The organism is Citrobacter sp. Igbk 17 (genome assembly GCF_028069775.1).
Taxonomy (GTDB): domain Bacteria; phylum Pseudomonadota; class Gammaproteobacteria; order Enterobacterales; family Enterobacteriaceae; genus Citrobacter.
In genome coordinates this window covers 61,214-76,297 of sequence record NZ_JANEWI010000004.1, presented here as the reverse complement: position 1 = coordinate 76,297, position 15,084 = coordinate 61,214, and the positions used below count along the sequence as shown (strand labels likewise).

The window sequence follows — 15,084 nt, the reverse complement described above, 5'->3', positions numbered from 1 at the left end:
AAGACTGTGATCAGGTCAGACCACTTGTTTTTATTTTTTACAGGGGAGTGTTATGAGTCAGGCTTTACCGCTGGTTACCCGCCAGGGCGACCGTATCGCCATCGTGAGCGGATTGCGTACGCCATTTGCCCGTCAGGCTACCGCGTTTCATGGCATTCCCGCCGTTGATTTGGGAAAAATGGTTGTTAGTGAATTGCTGGCCCGCAGCGAAATACCCGCTGACGTGATTGAACAGCTGGTTTTTGGCCAGGTGGTTCAAATGCCAGAAGCCCCCAATATTGCCCGGGAAATCGTTCTGGGAACCGGGATGAATGTGCATACGGATGCTTACAGCGTAAGCCGGGCTTGTGCAACCAGCTTTCAGGCCGTGGCGAATGTTGCAGAAAGCCTGATGGCCGGTACTATTCGTGCTGGGATTGCCGGCGGCGCAGATTCCTCTTCCGTTCTGCCTATTGGCGTCAGCAAAAAGCTGGCGCGAGTACTGGTGGATGTCAATAAAGCCCGCACAACCGGACAACGTCTGAAGCTCTTCTCCCGATTGCGCTTGCGCGATTTGATGCCTGTGCCACCGGCTGTTGCTGAATATTCCACCGGTTTACGCATGGGGGATACCGCCGAGCAAATGGCCAAAACCTATGGTATTACCCGAGAGCAGCAGGACGCGCTGGCGCACCGTTCTCATCAGCGCGCGGCTCAGGCATGGTCTGAAGGAAAACTTGCGGATGAGGTGATGACAACCTACGCGCCCCCCTTTAAAGATCCTTTTTCAGAAGATAACAATATTCGCGGTAACTCGACGATGGCGGATTACGCCCGGTTGCGTCCGGCATTTGACAGAAAACACGGTACCGTTACGGCGGCCAACAGCACGCCGTTAACAGATGGTGCTGCGGCCGTGATTGTGATGACGGAATCGCGTGCGAAAGAGTTAGGGCTGGTACCGCTGGGATATCTGCGTAGTTTTGCCTTTACCGCCATTGATGTCTGGCAGGACATGCTGTTGGGACCTGCATGGTCGACCCCGCTTGCCCTGGAGCGCGCAGGGTTAACCATGGCGGATTTAACGCTTATTGATATGCATGAAGCCTTTGCGGCACAAACGCTGGCGAACCTCCAGTTGCTGGGCAGTGAGCGTTTTGCCCGCGAAGTGTTGGGGCGTTCCCATGCCACAGGTGAAGTCGATGACAGTAAATTTAACGTATTGGGCGGCTCAATTGCCTATGGGCACCCATTCGCCGCAACTGGTGCACGAATGATCACCCAAACCCTCCATGAACTACGGCGTCGTGGCGGTGGCTTTGGTTTAGTCACCGCATGTGCGGCAGGTGGTCTGGGTGCGGCAATGGTTCTGGAGGCAGAATAATGGAAATGACATCGGCTTTTACGCTCAACGTGCGTCTGGATAACGTCGCCGTTGTCTCCATTGATGTGCCCGGAGAGAAAATGAATACCCTGAAAGCGGAGTTTGCTTTTCAGGTTCGGGCCATTCTGAAACAAATTCGCGACAATAAAGCGTTGCGTGGTGTCGTGTTCATTTCGGCGAAACCCGATAATTTTATCGCCGGTGCCGATATCAATATGATAGGCGATTGCCGCAGTGCGCAGGAAGCTGAAACGCTGGCCCGTCAGGGGCAGCAGATCATGGCGGAAATTAATGCATTGCCGATCCCGGTTGTCGCCGCGATTCATGGTGCCTGTTTGGGCGGTGGGCTGGAGATGGCGCTGGCCTGCCATAACCGTATCTGTACCGATGACGTTAAAACCGTGCTGGGTTTACCGGAAGTGCAGTTAGGCCTGCTTCCCGGTTCCGGTGGAACCCAGCGATTACCTCGTCTTATTGGTGTCAGTACTGCGCTGGATATGATCCTGACAGGAAAACAGCTCCGGGCAAAACAGGCGCTAAAAGTGGGGTTGGTGGACGAAGTTGTACCACAGACCATTTTGCTGGAAGCCGCGGTTGAACTGGCCAAAAAAGACAGTTCGGCGCACCGGGTGCTGCCCGTACGTGAACGTGTGTTGGCGGGGCCGTTGGGACGTGCGCTGCTGTTTCGTATGGTCAGCAAAAAGACGGCGCAAAAAACGCTGGGCAACTACCCTGCAACGGACCGCATTCTTGAGGTGATCGAAACCGGTCTCGCACAGGGCAGCAGCAGCGGCTATGAGGCGGAAGCCCGCGCGTTTGGTGAGCTGGCGATGACTTCGCAGTCTAAGGCACTACGGAACATCTTTTTTGCCAATACCGATGTGAAAAAGGATCCCGGCAGTGAAGCGAAGCCTGGCCCGCTGAATAGCGTCGGTATTTTGGGCGGTGGCCTGATGGGCGGCGGTATTGCTTATGTCACTGCCTGTAAAGGTGGCTTGCCGGTACGCATCAAAGATATTAATGCTAAAGGAATCAACCACGCGCTGAAGTACAGTTGGGATCAACTTGAAACGAAGGTTCGTCGCCGTCATATCAAGGCAGGTGAACGTGACAAACAACTGGCGCTGATTTCGGGAACCACCGATTATCGCGGTTTTGCTCATCGTGATCTGATTATTGAAGCGGTGTTTGAAGATCTGTCGTTAAAACAACAGATGGTGGCAGAAATTGAACAGAATTGTGCCCCTCATACTATTTTTGCATCGAACACCTCATCTTTGCCTATTGGTGATATTGCGGCTAATGCTGCCAGACCTGAACAGGTAATTGGTCTGCACTTCTTTAGTCCGGTAGAAAAAATGCCACTGGTGGAAGTGATCCCGCATGCAACAACCTCTGAACAGACGATTGCCACAACCGTTAAGTTAGCGAAAAAACAGGGCAAAACACCGATTGTTGTCCAGGATAAGGCTGGCTTTTACGTTAACCGAATTTTAGCGCCTTACATCAACGAAGCGATTCGCATGCTGACCGAAGGCGAACGTGTCGATACGATTGATGCCGCGCTGGTTAAGTTTGGTTTTCCGGTAGGGCCAATCCAACTTTTGGATGAGGTCGGAATTGATACGGGCACTAAAATTATACCAGTGCTTGAGGCCGCATATGGAGAACGTTTTAGCGCGCCTGCAAATGTTGTTGCTTCAATTTTGAATGACGATCGCAAAGGTAGAAAAAATGGTCGGGGTTTCTATCTTTATGGTGCGAAAGGGCGTAAAAGCAAAAAACAGGTCGACCCTGCAATTTATATGCTTATTGGCGTCCAGGGTCAGGGCCAACTCGCAGCCCCGCAAATTGCCGAGCGGTGTGTCATGTTAATGCTTAACGAAGCAGCACGCTGTTTTGGTGAGCAGGTCGTCCGCAGCGCACGTGATGGTGATATCGGCGCTGTATTTGGTATTGGTTTTCCGCCATTCCTCGGCGGCCCGTTCCGGTATATGGATTCTCTCGGTGCGGGTGAAGTGGTTGCGGTTCTGCAACGACTGTCCACGCAATATGGTTCACGGTTTACACCGTGTGAACAGTTATTGCAGATGGCGGAACGTGGTGAAAGATTCTGGAATATCGGGGAAACTGACCTGAATTCATGAGGTCAAAGGTAGGATGAATCCGCACTGAATGTATGTGTCACGCTCAAAATGTAAACAGAGATTGACTATACTTACGCCGTTGAGGTAAAAAACAGCGTTTCATTCGGTGAATGGATAAGGCACAATGCCAGCCACCACATAGTTACCACTGCCAATAGGGGCTTTGTGTAAACGTGTCGGTGATTCTGGTTAACAAAAGCGGTGCAATATGCAAGTTTTTATCATGCGTCACGGCGACGCGGCCCTCGATGCCGCCAGTGATTCGGTTCGTCCTTTAACCTCTTGTGGTTGTGACGAATCTCGCCTGATGGCGAACTGGCTGAAAGGTCAAAAAGTGGATATCGAACGTGTTCTGGTGAGCCCGTTCCTACGAGCCGAACAGACGCTGGATGTGGTGGGAGAATGTATGAACCTGCCAGCCGGTGTGGATGTTTTGCCGGAGCTGACTCCCTGCGGCGATGTCGGTCTGGTCAGCGCCTATTTACAGGCTCTGGCCAATGAAGGTATCGCGACGGCGCTGGTGATTTCTCACTTACCGTTAGTGGGATATCTGGTGTCTGAGCTTTGCCCAGGTGAAACGCCGCCGATGTTTACCACATCTGCGATAGCCAGCGTAACGCTTGATGAGAGCGGAAAGGGCATTTTTAACTGGCAGATGAGCCCGTGTAATTTGAAAATGGCAAAAGCGATTTAATCGAATCCGTGCCATGTTTCATCGTCTGGATATGGCAGAATCGCCATCCGGAAAATAAAAGAGCCGCAAATGCGGCTCTTTTTGTTTCTGAATTGCTGCCTCAGGGAAGTTCCGGTGGCAACCACTCTTCCACTTCGATCAGTACCAGCAGTGCGGCATCGCCACCGTACTCTTTCGGTGCCTGATGGAAGGCCATCACATGCGGATGTTGTGCCAGCCACAGCGGCGTTTGCTGTTTCAGAATGTGCTTCCCGTGGCCATGCATTACGCAGGCGCAAAAGACATGCTCACGACGACAGGCGGCAATCAATGCACCGAGCTCCTGTTTGGCCTGTTGTTGCGTCAATCCGTGCAAATCAAGAAACAGCTCCGGGGAGTAATCACCACGGCGCATTTTCTTCAGTTCGAAATGGCTGACGTCGGCACGCAGGTATCTTACCGGGCCGTCCGTATTCAGCAGCGGCTGAAACTCATCCGAGAAATAGTGGCTGGCATCAGCCTGCTCCTGTAGCAGTCTTTTAACCGGAACCTCGGCAATTTTTTTACGTGGAGGTCGGTGAACAATGGTGTCCTGTTTAATTTTACGCGTGCCGGTCATCAGCTGGCGAAACAGCGTCTGATCCTCCTCGCTGAGCGATGTTTTCTTTTTCATTCGAGAGTCTCAACTTTTATTTTCCGTTAGTTTAACCCGACTCGACGGGCATCCGATCGCTTAAAACGCAATTTTCGCGTTCAGGCTCCGTGTGAATGCTGATTTATCGCCGTCTTCGTGGCAAACTAGCCGCCGAATTTAATGCGAGCATGCCCTGGAGGAATACGTGGATAAAATTTTCGTCGATGAAGCAGTGAGTGAACTGCATACCATTCAGGACATGTTGCGTTGGGCGGTCAGCCGTTTTAGCGCAGCGAACATCTGGTATGGCCATGGTACGGATAACCCGTGGGATGAGGCCGTACAGCTGGTGCTGCCGTCTCTTTATCTGCCGCTGGATATTCCTGAGGACATGCGTACCGCACGTCTGACATCCAGCGAGCGTCATCGTATTGTTGAGCGTGTGATTCGTCGCGTCAACGAGCGTATTCCGGTGGCTTACCTGACCAACAAGGCCTGGTTCTGCGGGCATGAATTCTATGTTGATGAGCGCGTGCTGGTTCCGCGTTCGCCTATTGGCGAGCTGATCAATAACCGCTTTGCGGGTCTTATCAACGAGCAGCCGCAGCATATCCTCGATATGTGCACCGGCAGCGGTTGTATTGCTATCGCCTGCGCCTATGCCTTCCCGGAAGCTGAAGTGGATGCGGTTGATATTTCGACGGATGCGCTGGCGGTTACCGAACACAATATTGAAGAGCACGGTCTGATTCATCACGTAACGCCGATCCGTTCCGACCTGTTCCGCGATCTGGTGAAAATCCAGTATGACCTGATTGTCACTAACCCACCGTATGTTGATGCGGAAGACATGTCAGACCTGCCGAACGAATACCGTCATGAGCCTGAACTGGGTCTGGCATCCGGTAGTGATGGACTGAAGCTGACTCGCCGCATTTTGGGCAATGCTCCGGACTACCTGTCTGATAACGGTATTCTGATTTGTGAAGTCGGAAACAGCATGGTACATCTGATAGAGCAATACCCTGATGTGCCGTTTACCTGGCTGGAATTCGACAACGGTGGAGACGGTGTATTCATGCTGACCAAAGAGCAGTTGATCGCCGCTCGTGAGCACTTCAGCATTTACAAAGACTAAATACACGCGCAGATACACAACACGCATAACGGAGCCGTGATGGCAGGAAATACAATTGGGCAACTCTTTCGCGTAACAACCTTCGGCGAATCACACGGGCTGGCGCTCGGTTGTATCGTTGATGGTGTTCCGCCGGGCATTCCTCTGACTGAAGCCGACCTGCAGCACGATCTCGACAGGCGTCGTCCGGGCACGTCGCGTTACACTACCCAGCGTCGGGAACCGGATCAAGTGAAGATCCTCTCCGGCGTATTCGACGGCGTCACCACCGGTACGAGTATTGGCCTGCTGATTGAAAATACCGATCAGCGTTCTCAGGATTATGGTGCCATCAAGGATGTTTTCCGTCCAGGACACGCCGACTATACCTACGAGCAGAAATACGGCTTGCGTGATTACCGTGGCGGTGGACGTTCATCCGCTCGTGAAACGGCAATGCGTGTAGCGGCGGGAGCAATCGCCAAGAAATATCTGGCGGAAAAATTCGGCGTTAAAATCCGTGGTTGTCTGACTCAAATGGGCGATGTTCCGCTGGAGATTAAAGACTGGTCTCAGGTCGAATTGAATCCCTTCTTTTGCCCGGACCCGGATAAAATCGAAGCGCTGGATGAATTGATGCGCGGGTTGAAAAAAGAGGGCGACTCCATTGGCGCCAAAGTCACCGTTGTTGCTGACGGTGTGCCGGCGGGTCTTGGTGAACCTGTTTTTGACCGTCTTGATGCCGACATCGCGCATGCGTTGATGAGCATTAACGCTGTAAAAGGCGTAGAGATTGGCGATGGTTTTGACGTTGTGGCGCTACGTGGCAGTCAGAACCGTGATGAGATCACCAAAGACGGTTTCCAGAGTAATCATGCGGGTGGCATTTTGGGCGGGATCAGCAGCGGGCAACAAATTATTGCCCATATGGCGCTGAAACCGACGTCCAGCATCACTGTGCCTGGGCGTACTATCAACCGCTTTGGTGAAGAAGTCGAAATGGTAACCAAAGGACGTCACGATCCGTGCGTTGGGATCCGCGCTGTGCCGATCGCAGAAGCGATGCTGGCTATTGTGTTGATGGATCACCTGTTGCGCCAGCGGGCGCAAAATGCGGATGTGAAGACTGACATTCCACGCTGGTAAGAAATGAAAAAAACGGCACTTGCGGTGCTGGCTCTGCTTGCCAGCACCGCCTGTCTGGCGGCGACGCCCTGGCAGAAAATTACTCATCCGGTTGCGGGTAGCGCACAGTCTATCGGCGCATTCTCCAATGGCTGTATCGTGGGGGCGGATACGCTTCCGGTACAGTCAGAACACTATCAGGTGATGCGCACCGATCAGCGTCGTTACTTTGGCCATCCGGACCTGGTGAGGTTTATCCAGCGCCTGAGTAATCAGGCCAATAGTCAGGGGCTGGGTACGGTGTTAATCGGTGATATGGGTATGCCGGCCGGTGGGCGATTCAATGGCGGTCACGCCAGCCACCAGACGGGACTGGATGTGGATATTTTCTTACAACTGCCGAAAACGCGCTGGACCCAGTCGCAACTGCTGCGACCGCAGGCGTTAGATTTGGTCTCACAGGATGGCAAACGTGTCGTGCCGTCACTGTGGAAGCCGGAGATTTTCAGCCTGATTAGGCTGGCGGCAAAAGATAATGAAGTAACGCGTATTTTCGTGAACCCGGCGATTAAGCAGCAACTTTGCCTGGATGCAGGGACCGACAGGGACTGGTTGCGTAAAGTGCGGCCGTGGTTCCAGCATCGTGCGCATATGCACGTGCGGTTACGTTGCCCTGCGGACAGCCTTGAGTGCGAAGATCAACCGTTACCGCCACCGGGTGACGGCTGTGGCGCAGAGCTGCAAAGCTGGTTCGAACCTCCAAAACCTGGAACCACCAAGCCTGAGAAGAAGACACCGCCGCCGTTGCCACCTTCCTGCCAGGCGCTACTGGACGAGCATGTACTCTAATGGATCATTTTGCCTCTCTGTTTATGGTGTCGCCACTGCTGTTAGGTGTGCTTTTTTTTGTGGCGATGCTGGCAGGTTTTATTGATTCTCTGGCCGGAGGCGGTGGTTTACTCACCATTCCGGCATTGATGGCGGCCGGGATGCCACCTGCGCAAGCGCTGGCGACCAATAAGCTGCAGGCCTGCGGGGGATCTATTTCTTCCTCCCTCTATTTTATTCGCCGGGGAGTGGTTAACCTGGCGGATCAGAAGCTCAATATCTTCATGACCTTTATCGGGTCAATGAGCGGCGCGCTATTGGTTCAGCACGTGCAGTCAGATATTCTGCGCCAGATCCTGCCGGTTCTGGTTATCTGTATTGGCCTTTACTTTCTGTTGATGCCGAAAATCGGGGAAGAAGACCGACAGCGTCGATTGCACGGGTTGCCTTTCGCACTGGTAGCCGGTGGCTGTGTTGGCTTTTACGACGGTTTTTTTGGCCCGGCAGCGGGATCATTTTACGCGCTGGCCTTTGTCATGCTGTGTGGCTATAACCTCGCGAAGTCGACAGCCCATGCCAAAGTATTAAATGCCACATCGAATATTGGCGGGCTATTGCTGTTTGCTCTCGGCGGCAAAGTGATTTGGGCGACTGGGTTTGTGATGCTCATTGGCCAGTTTATTGGCGCACGGATGGGGTCGCGACTGGTGCTCAGCAAAGGACAAAAACTCATTCGGCCGATGATTGTCATTGTTTCCGCAGTGATGAGTGCCAAATTACTTTATGATAATCATGGACAGGAGATTCTCCACTGGCTGGGGATGAACTAATGAATAATACCCATCACTACGAACAGTTAATTGAGATTTTTAACGGCTGCTTTGCCGATGAATTTAATACCCGTCTGATTAAAGGCGACGACGAACCGATCTATCTTCCTGCTGATGCGGAATTACCGTATCACCGTATCGTTTTTGCGCATGGTTATTACGCCAGCGCGTTACACGAAATCTCACACTGGTGCATCGCTGGTAAGGCGCGCCGTGAGCTGGTCGATTTCGGTTACTGGTACTGCCCCGATGGCCGCGACGCGAAGACGCAATGCCAGTTTGAAGATGTGGAAGTGAAGCCGCAGGCGTTTGACTGGCTGTTTTGCATGGCGGCGGGCTACCCGTTTAACGTCAGTTGCGACAACCTGGAAGGGGACTTTGAACCGGATCGCGTGGTATTCCAGCGTCGCGTTCATGCCCAGGTGATGGAGTACCTGGAACAGGGGATCCCCGAACGCCCGGCGCGTTTCATTAACGCACTACAGAATTATTATCACACGCCTGAACTTAAGGCGGAACAATTCCCGTGGCCCGAAGCGCTCAACTGACGCCGATGCCACGTTTACAATGAGGAAAGAAGATGATCGCGGAGTTTGAATCACGCATTCTGGCATTAATCGACGATATGGTAGAGCACGCCAGCGATGATGAGTTGTTTGCCAGTGGTTACTTGCGTGGGCACCTGACGCTGGCCGTTGCTGAACTGGACGGTGGTGAGGACCATTCCGCTGAAGCATTGTACGCCAATGTGACCAGCAGCCTGGAGAAAGCCATCAGTGCGGGCGAACTCTCGCCACGTGACCAGGCATTAGTGAAAGAGATGTGGGACACCTTGTTCCAGAAGGCGACAAAATAATCATTGCCCGTAGCCGACCGCCATCCGGCATTCTCAGCTTGCCGGGTGGCGCTACGCTTACCCGGCCTACGATTTTTTTACCCACAAACGATTCAGATTGGGGTTGTAGGCCTGATAAGCGCAGCGCATCAGGCAATAATGAGATGGTATCTTACTTCACCGCTTTGCCCTTCAATAACTTCCGTACCCACAGACGATTCGGATTCAGCGCCGCCAGCGTGCTGGCATCCATTGGGATCGGTTCATCACTCATTTGCGCGGCCAGAATTTCTGCACATAGCGGGGCAGAACATAGCCCACGTGACCCCAGCGCGCCTAACATGAACAAATCCGGGTATACTGGTGCGCTTAAAGCATGTTCTTTGTCTTCTGCAAGCCGGGCATACTGATCGAGAGTGGTGTTATAGTCCGGCACATTACCGACCATCGGTAAATGATCGCGCGTGGCACAACGGACGCCGCAACGGGCAGCATTGTCACTGACATTCACTTCTTTTGCCCATGCCGCATTCGGCAAGCAGTCGATCAAACGCTGACGGTTTTGTTGCTGGTCATCATGACGGAATGACGTCTCTTCACTCCCCCGATGATAGCTGGCGCCAATACAGTGCTGCTGATTTTCCGGATTTTGCGGGGTAAGGTAGCCGTCGTAGCACAGAACCTGACGCAGTGTGGAAAGCGAAGGCGTCGTGGGAATGTGACTTACCTGACCGCCAACGGAATACACCGGTAGTGATTGAGTCTGTTCAAAACGGTGAATACAGTGCCCGTTCGCCAGAACCACGACCTCATGTGTTACCGCTTCTCCGCTGGCGAACTGCAGCTGCCAGCTATCGGTGTGATGAGCAAGTGAGGTCAGGGTGTGTTGGTACTGGGTACGTAACCCAAGCGTTGTCGCATAGTCGAGCACGGCAGTGGTGAGCTGTGCCGGACACAGCCATCCGCCGGCCGGATACTGGATGCCATCACATTCGGTCACAACGCCTGTGGTTTGCAAGATTTGGTCTGCGTCCACCCCGACGGCGAGCGCATCGGGCAGTTCAAGGGACAACATTTGGCTGATTTTCTGCTGGCTTTTCTCATCCCAGGCGAGTTGCGTGACACCACACCAGTCATGGGCAAAATTAACGGGTAGGGCATCGTACAGGCGACGAGCAAAGGTAAATGCGGTGGGGAAGAAAAGCGTAATCGCCGCATCATGTTTACTGAGCAACGGATAGAGTGCGCCCTGACGATTGCCGGAAGCACCCTGCGCGGGTTTATCGTCAGCGCAGTAGAGCGTGACCTGCCAGCCTCTGCGCAGTAGCGCCAGAGACAGTAATGCGCTGGCAATACCACCGCCAATAATGGCCGCTTCACGTTTCTTCGTTCCTGTACGCAAAAACCACGGTGCTGATGAAGGAGGCGTCATCGTCTGTTCCATCACGCCACACAGCATTTCACGTTTTCGACCAAAACCTTTGCACTTCTGCATTGTAAATCCGGCTTCCTGCAATCCCCGGCGTACAAAACCAGCCGAAGTGAAGGTTGCCAGCGTACCACCCGGTCGGGCCAGTCGAGCCATGGCATTAAAGAGTGTTGGCGTCCACATATCCGGATTTTTTGACGGGGCGAAGCCGTCCAGAAACCAGGCATCAACCTGTTGGTTCAGGGACTCGTCCAGCTTTCCGGTGAGTTCGTTGATGTCACCGAACCACAGATCCAGAGTAACCCGCCCCTCATCAAGCAGTAGACGATGGCAACCAGCCAGCGGCAGTGGCCACTGTGCCTGGAGTTGCTCTGCCCACGACGCCAGTTCCGGCCAGTGCTGATGCGCTAACGCCAGATCCTCACGCGTCAGCGGGAATTTTTCAAAACTGATGAAATGTAATCTTTCCAGGGTAGCGTCAGGGTGTGCGTTGCGAAAGGTGGCGAATGCCTGCCAGAGCGTGAGGAAGTTTAGCCCGGTACCAAAGCCACTTTCTGCCACCACGAACACCGGGCGAGGGTGCACAGGAAAACGTTCGGCGAGGTGGTTGCCACCGAGGAAAACGTAACGTGTCTCTTCCAGCCCGTTATCATTGGAAAAATAGACATCATCAAAATCTCGGGAAACAGGTGTACCCTCAGCGTTGAATTCAAGGTTGGCAGGTTGTATAGCGTATTGTTTCACGTAAGTTACTCGTCTGACAGGCTGTGCCCCGATCTTAACGAGGAGTGCCTGGCTGCGCAAATTTCCACATTAAATGGCTGATCGGACTTGTTCGGCGTACAAGTGTACGCTATTGTGCCACTCGAAACTTTAAAATAGTGCGACTTACAGAGGTATTGAATGAAACGTGCAGTGATTACTGGCTTGGGCATCGTTTCCAGCATCGGTAATAACCAGCAGGAAGTCCTGGCATCTCTGCGTGAAGGACGTTCAGGGATCACTTTCTCTCAGGAGCTGAAGGACTCCGGCATGCGTAGCCACGTCTGGGGCAACGTAAAACTGGATACCACTGGCCTCATTGACCGCAAAGTAGTGCGCTTTATGAGCGACGCATCCATCTATGCTTTCCTTTCTATGGAGCAGGCAGTGGCTGATGCCGGCCTTGCTGCAGAAGATTACCAGAACAATCCGCGCGTTGGCCTGATTGCAGGTTCCGGCGGCGGCTCCCCGCGTTTTCAGGTCTTCGGTGCTGACGCAATGCGTAGCCCGCGCGGTCTGAAAGCGGTTGGCCCGTATGTGGTCACCAAAGCGATGGCATCCGGCGTTTCTGCCTGCCTCGCGACACCGTTCAAAATCCACGGCGTTAACTACTCCATCAGCTCTGCCTGTGCGACTTCTGCACACTGTATCGGCAACGCTGTTGAACAAATTCAGTTGGGCAAGCAGGACATCGTTTTTGCTGGCGGCGGCGAAGAGCTGTGCTGGGAAATGGCGTGCGAGTTCGACGCAATGGGCGCGCTGTCTACCAAATATAACGACAACCCGTCTCAAGCTTCCCGTACTTATGATGCACACCGTGACGGTTTTGTTATCGCAGGCGGCGGCGGTATGGTTGTTGTCGAAGAACTGGAACACGCACTGGCTCGTGGCGCGCACATCTACGCTGAAATCGTAGGTTACGGCGCAACGTCTGATGGCGCAGACATGGTTGCTCCGTCAGGTGAAGGTGCAGTTCGCTGCATGCAGATGGCGATGCACGGTGTTGATACCCCGATTGACTACCTGAACTCCCACGGTACTTCTACTCCGGTAGGCGACGTGAAGGAACTGGGTGCAATCCGCGAAGTCTTTGGCGATAACAGCCCGGCCATTTCTGCAACCAAAGCCATGACCGGTCACTCACTGGGGGCGGCTGGTGTTCAGGAAGCTATCTACTCTCTGCTGATGCTGGAGCACGGTTTTATCGCGCCAAGCATCAACATTGAAGAGCTGGATGAGCAGGCGGCAGGTCTGAACATCGTGACTAAACCGACCGAGCAAGCGTTGACGACTGTTATGTCTAACAGCTTCGGTTTTGGCGGCACCAACGCCACGCTGGTTATGCGTAAGCTGAAAGCATAAGTCTCGGCTCATGCAGTACACGAAAGGGAGCCGTCAGGCTCCCTTTTCTACTTATTCATCTTTTCGTACTCCGGTGCGATCTCCGCAGACCATGCTTTCGCACGGGTAATATCCCCGGTACTGTAGATGGGCTGTTCATAACGATCGCTAATATCGCGAACGCGATAAATTTTCCAGCGCCTGTCTTCCCAACGCGTATACACTTCCAGCAGCATGGGTGCTTCGCCTGTCGGCCCACCTAATTGCACTTCCACCTTTTCGCCACCGAGAAAGGGTTGAGCCGGTCCAACCCGTAACTGCAGGATCCATTCTGGGTCGTAATCCTGCACGTACATAAAGTAGTCAGAATCCTGTATTTCCTGCTCGTAAAGTGTATCAATCAGCGTCAGACGATTGATAACGTCTTTTGCCACATAGCGTTGCATGAGTGCGGACGTGTCTCGATCTTGTGTGTATGCGGACATCCATGCGAGATAGAATTGTTTAACATCCTGAGTGCTGTCACGGTGGAATGAAGAACAGCCACAAAGTAACAAAACCAGAGCAATCAACGAGAACGCTTTCATTACTGTTTCCTGTAAATGGTGTATGACGGTTTTGCCGCCCAATAGCCAGGCCCCGCCCACATATCACGCTGTCTAAAATCGGAGTACCACTCCTGGCCGTCAAATATCGCCATATGACCGCTTGGGTTTCCTCCCTCATACGGCTGAATGATGATGACATCTCCTTCTCGGGGCTGTTCAAAGTGGCCAATGGGGCTGAAACCGGCACTTTTTAGCATGGGGCCATAATCTTTAGCATGATAAGTATGCCCAAGAGTGATACCTCCTGCCTGAATGGCTTTGCGGGTAAATTCCGCGCAGCGTCCTTGAGAATGTGAACTCGCGTGTGATTTAGCATAACTAACCGCTGTTGTTTTATTCCAGCTCATCATGACTCCTGTTAATGGAATAGGTAATAAGTTCGCGTATTGCTTTAACAGGATTTAATCTGATGGGAATAGCCGATAGTGCTATTAATATCGTAAATATATTTGATTGAGATATTAATCAATCTGCCGGGTAAATTATGGATAATATATTTATAATTGATGGTTATTCTTTGTGACGACTTTTTTTGCTGATTTCGTGAGATAGCGTGACGGCCAAATTACGTCCGGCGTGGTTTCCAGCGCCTGTGCGATGATCTGTTCTGCACGCGGCCAACTGCGGGTAAATACATTACGCAGCGAGTCAGGAGATAAACCCGCCGAACGTGACAATTCTCTGAGTGTAATGCCTCTTTTTTCCAGTGCACTTTTAATATCTGCACGATGCCAGTCTTGGCTTTTTTGTTCCATTCTGTAATCCTAAGAAGATGTGTTATCGGTACCGATATTTTTCAGGTTATAAATTAGAAAGACAAAAGAACGTTACTTTCTTTTTATCGTAGGAATATTGCCAGAATTAATTTGAAATTTCGCGAAAAAGAAAAAATATTTTTATTTCATCAGCAGAAAGGAAAGAAACTGATGGTAAAAGAGTGGTTCACGGTAAAGGAGTGTCTTGAATTACCGGGGTTTCCAGGAAGCGCACCCGCTGTTCGCCTGCGCTTAAATACTTACAGTGAAGGGAAAGAGGGCGTTAAGCGCAAGCGTGCGAAATCTAAGGCCGAGGAATTTCATATTTCTGTGTTCCCACTGTATGTACGCTCGTATCTGAATGAAAATGAGAAAACAGAAGCACCAGATCGCAACATCGTGCAGGAAGCAGGACCCAAAGAGATTTGGGATATGATGTTCCTGCTCCTGACGCCGCAGCAGCGTGAACAGGTAACCGGGCGGTTCAGAGCGAAAGGCATTGATGCGGTATTTCCCTTTTTGTTCGTAGAGAAATCACCGCTTTGACACGCACGGCTATGCTTTCACAGTTGACAGCCAGGGCCACTCGCAGGCAGACTCCAGCTTCAACATTATCCTCTTGATAATGCGTAAGCGT

16 protein-coding genes are annotated in these 15,084 nt (G+C 52.4%); 11 read left to right on the top strand and 5 right to left on the bottom strand.

What is annotated here, in order from left to right:
- The first annotated feature begins 52 nt into the window (after positions 1 to 52).
- The 3 genes from fadI to sixA all read left to right on the top strand — a co-directional run bounded on the left by fadI (position 53) and on the right by sixA (position 4,204).
- Positions 53 to 1,363, top strand: a complete 1,311-nt coding sequence (gene fadI / locus NNO08_RS03760) for an acetyl-CoA C-acyltransferase FadI (protein WP_271448546.1) — start codon at positions 53 to 55, stop codon at positions 1,361 to 1,363.
- The gene (gene fadJ, locus NNO08_RS03755; protein WP_271456213.1) at positions 1,363 to 3,510 is read left to right on the top strand and encodes a fatty acid oxidation complex subunit alpha FadJ; all 2,148 of its coding nucleotides are present in this window, start codon (positions 1,363 to 1,365) and stop codon (positions 3,508 to 3,510) included. The genes fadI and fadJ overlap by 1 nt, the downstream gene beginning before the upstream one ends.
- A 208-nt stretch (positions 3,511 to 3,718) precedes the next feature.
- Positions 3,719 to 4,204: a phosphohistidine phosphatase SixA gene (gene sixA / locus NNO08_RS03750; protein ID WP_048211041.1), complete on the top strand. Its 486-nt coding sequence runs from the start codon at positions 3,719 to 3,721 to the stop codon at positions 4,202 to 4,204.
- 100 nt (positions 4,205 to 4,304) lie between these two features.
- Here sixA and smrB read toward each other — a convergent pair whose 3' ends face one another.
- Positions 4,305 to 4,856 carry an endonuclease SmrB gene (smrB, locus tag NNO08_RS03745; protein WP_003839296.1) on the bottom strand — a complete coding sequence of 184 codons (552 nt, stop codon included), beginning with the start codon at positions 4,854 to 4,856 and terminating at the stop codon, positions 4,305 to 4,307.
- A 166-nt stretch (positions 4,857 to 5,022) separates the two neighbouring features.
- Here smrB and prmB point away from each other — a divergent pair, with 166 nt between their 5' ends.
- Genes prmB through NNO08_RS03715 form a run of 6 tightly spaced genes read left to right on the top strand, consistent with a single transcriptional unit; the run spans position 5,023 to position 9,573 of the window.
- On the top strand, positions 5,023 to 5,955 hold the full coding sequence (gene prmB, locus NNO08_RS03740; protein ID WP_271440228.1) for a 50S ribosomal protein L3 N(5)-glutamine methyltransferase: 933 nt from the start codon (positions 5,023 to 5,025) through the stop codon (positions 5,953 to 5,955).
- A gap of 39 nt (positions 5,956 to 5,994) precedes the next feature.
- Positions 5,995 to 7,080, top strand: a complete 1,086-nt coding sequence (aroC, locus tag NNO08_RS03735; RefSeq protein ID WP_271440229.1) for a chorismate synthase — start codon at positions 5,995 to 5,997, stop codon at positions 7,078 to 7,080.
- Between the two features lie 3 nt (positions 7,081 to 7,083).
- A complete protein-coding gene (gene mepA / locus NNO08_RS03730) occupies positions 7,084 to 7,908 on the top strand; it encodes a penicillin-insensitive murein endopeptidase (RefSeq protein ID WP_271448544.1) in 825 nt (274 codons plus the stop codon).
- The gene (locus NNO08_RS03725) at positions 7,908 to 8,717 is read left to right on the top strand and encodes a sulfite exporter TauE/SafE family protein (RefSeq protein ID WP_103014173.1); all 810 of its coding nucleotides are present in this window, start codon (positions 7,908 to 7,910) and stop codon (positions 8,715 to 8,717) included. The genes mepA and NNO08_RS03725 overlap by 1 nt, the downstream gene beginning before the upstream one ends.
- Positions 8,717 to 9,265, top strand: coding sequence for an elongation factor P hydroxylase (locus NNO08_RS03720; RefSeq protein ID WP_271440231.1), 549 nt, complete (start codon positions 8,717 to 8,719; stop codon positions 9,263 to 9,265). Before NNO08_RS03725 ends, NNO08_RS03720 begins: the two co-directional genes overlap by 1 nt.
- Before the next feature lie 32 nt (positions 9,266 to 9,297).
- Positions 9,298 to 9,573: a YfcL family protein gene (locus tag NNO08_RS03715; RefSeq protein ID WP_005129722.1), complete on the top strand. Its 276-nt coding sequence runs from the start codon at positions 9,298 to 9,300 to the stop codon at positions 9,571 to 9,573.
- Positions 9,574 to 9,724: 151 nt separating this feature from the next.
- On the opposite strand, the gene mnmC is transcribed toward NNO08_RS03715, so the two are convergent.
- Complete coding sequence (gene mnmC, locus NNO08_RS03710; RefSeq protein WP_271456212.1) at positions 9,725 to 11,725, bottom strand: bifunctional tRNA (5-methylaminomethyl-2-thiouridine)(34)-methyltransferase MnmD/FAD-dependent 5-carboxymethylaminomethyl-2-thiouridine(34) oxidoreductase MnmC; 2,001 nt, start codon at positions 11,723 to 11,725, stop codon at positions 9,725 to 9,727.
- A 159-nt stretch (positions 11,726 to 11,884) separates the two neighbouring features.
- On the opposite strand from mnmC, the gene fabB reads away from it, so the two are divergent.
- On the top strand, positions 11,885 to 13,105 hold the full coding sequence (fabB, locus tag NNO08_RS03705) for a beta-ketoacyl-ACP synthase I (protein WP_005129715.1): 1,221 nt from the start codon (positions 11,885 to 11,887) through the stop codon (positions 13,103 to 13,105).
- A 47-nt stretch (positions 13,106 to 13,152) separates the two neighbouring features.
- Here the strand turns inward: fabB and NNO08_RS03700 are convergent, their stop codons facing one another.
- The 3 genes from NNO08_RS03700 to NNO08_RS03690 form a co-directional block, all read right to left on the bottom strand.
- Entirely contained in the window at positions 13,153 to 13,671 is a 519-nt protein-coding gene (locus NNO08_RS03700; RefSeq protein WP_271456211.1) for a YbjP/YqhG family protein, read from the bottom strand.
- Positions 13,671 to 14,039 (bottom strand): hypothetical protein, encoded by a 369-nt coding sequence (locus tag NNO08_RS03695; protein WP_271456210.1) that lies wholly within the window; start codon positions 14,037 to 14,039, stop codon positions 13,671 to 13,673. Before NNO08_RS03695 ends, NNO08_RS03700 begins: the two co-directional genes overlap by 1 nt.
- A gap of 150 nt (positions 14,040 to 14,189) precedes the next feature.
- Complete coding sequence (locus NNO08_RS03690) at positions 14,190 to 14,447, bottom strand: helix-turn-helix domain-containing protein (RefSeq protein ID WP_271440235.1); 258 nt, start codon at positions 14,445 to 14,447, stop codon at positions 14,190 to 14,192.
- Positions 14,448 to 14,618: 171 nt separating this feature from the next.
- Here NNO08_RS03690 and NNO08_RS03685 point away from each other — a divergent pair, with 171 nt between their 5' ends.
- Entirely contained in the window at positions 14,619 to 14,993 is a 375-nt protein-coding gene (locus NNO08_RS03685; protein WP_271440255.1) for a hypothetical protein, read from the top strand.
- Positions 14,994 to 15,084 lie beyond the last annotated feature (91 nt).

What these genes read in the sequence shown, in the direction of transcription:
- fabB (WP_005129715.1), top strand. Translation starts at nt 11,885, where the DNA reads ATGAAACGTGCAGTGATTACTGGCTTGGGCATCGTTTCCAGCATCGGT.
- NNO08_RS03690 (WP_271440235.1), bottom strand. Translation starts at nt 14,447, where the DNA reads ATGGAACAAAAAAGCCAAGACTGGCATCGTGCAGATATTAAAAGTGCA.
- fadI (WP_271448546.1), top strand. Translation starts at nt 53, where the DNA reads ATGAGTCAGGCTTTACCGCTGGTTACCCGCCAGGGCGACCGTATCGCC.
- NNO08_RS03715 (WP_005129722.1), top strand. Translation starts at nt 9,298, where the DNA reads ATGATCGCGGAGTTTGAATCACGCATTCTGGCATTAATCGACGATATG.
- mepA (WP_271448544.1), top strand. Translation starts at nt 7,084, where the DNA reads ATGAAAAAAACGGCACTTGCGGTGCTGGCTCTGCTTGCCAGCACCGCC.
- NNO08_RS03685 (WP_271440255.1), top strand. Translation starts at nt 14,619, where the DNA reads ATGGTAAAAGAGTGGTTCACGGTAAAGGAGTGTCTTGAATTACCGGGG.
- NNO08_RS03700 (WP_271456211.1), bottom strand. Translation starts at nt 13,671, where the DNA reads ATGAAAGCGTTCTCGTTGATTGCTCTGGTTTTGTTACTTTGTGGCTGT.
- NNO08_RS03695 (WP_271456210.1), bottom strand. Translation starts at nt 14,039, where the DNA reads ATGAGCTGGAATAAAACAACAGCGGTTAGTTATGCTAAATCACACGCG.
- fadJ (WP_271456213.1), top strand. Translation starts at nt 1,363, where the DNA reads ATGGAAATGACATCGGCTTTTACGCTCAACGTGCGTCTGGATAACGTC.
- NNO08_RS03725 (WP_103014173.1), top strand. Translation starts at nt 7,908, where the DNA reads ATGGATCATTTTGCCTCTCTGTTTATGGTGTCGCCACTGCTGTTAGGT.
- NNO08_RS03720 (WP_271440231.1), top strand. Translation starts at nt 8,717, where the DNA reads ATGAATAATACCCATCACTACGAACAGTTAATTGAGATTTTTAACGGC.
- smrB (WP_003839296.1), bottom strand. Translation starts at nt 4,856, where the DNA reads ATGAAAAAGAAAACATCGCTCAGCGAGGAGGATCAGACGCTGTTTCGC.
- aroC (WP_271440229.1), top strand. Translation starts at nt 5,995, where the DNA reads ATGGCAGGAAATACAATTGGGCAACTCTTTCGCGTAACAACCTTCGGC.
- sixA (WP_048211041.1), top strand. Translation starts at nt 3,719, where the DNA reads ATGCAAGTTTTTATCATGCGTCACGGCGACGCGGCCCTCGATGCCGCC.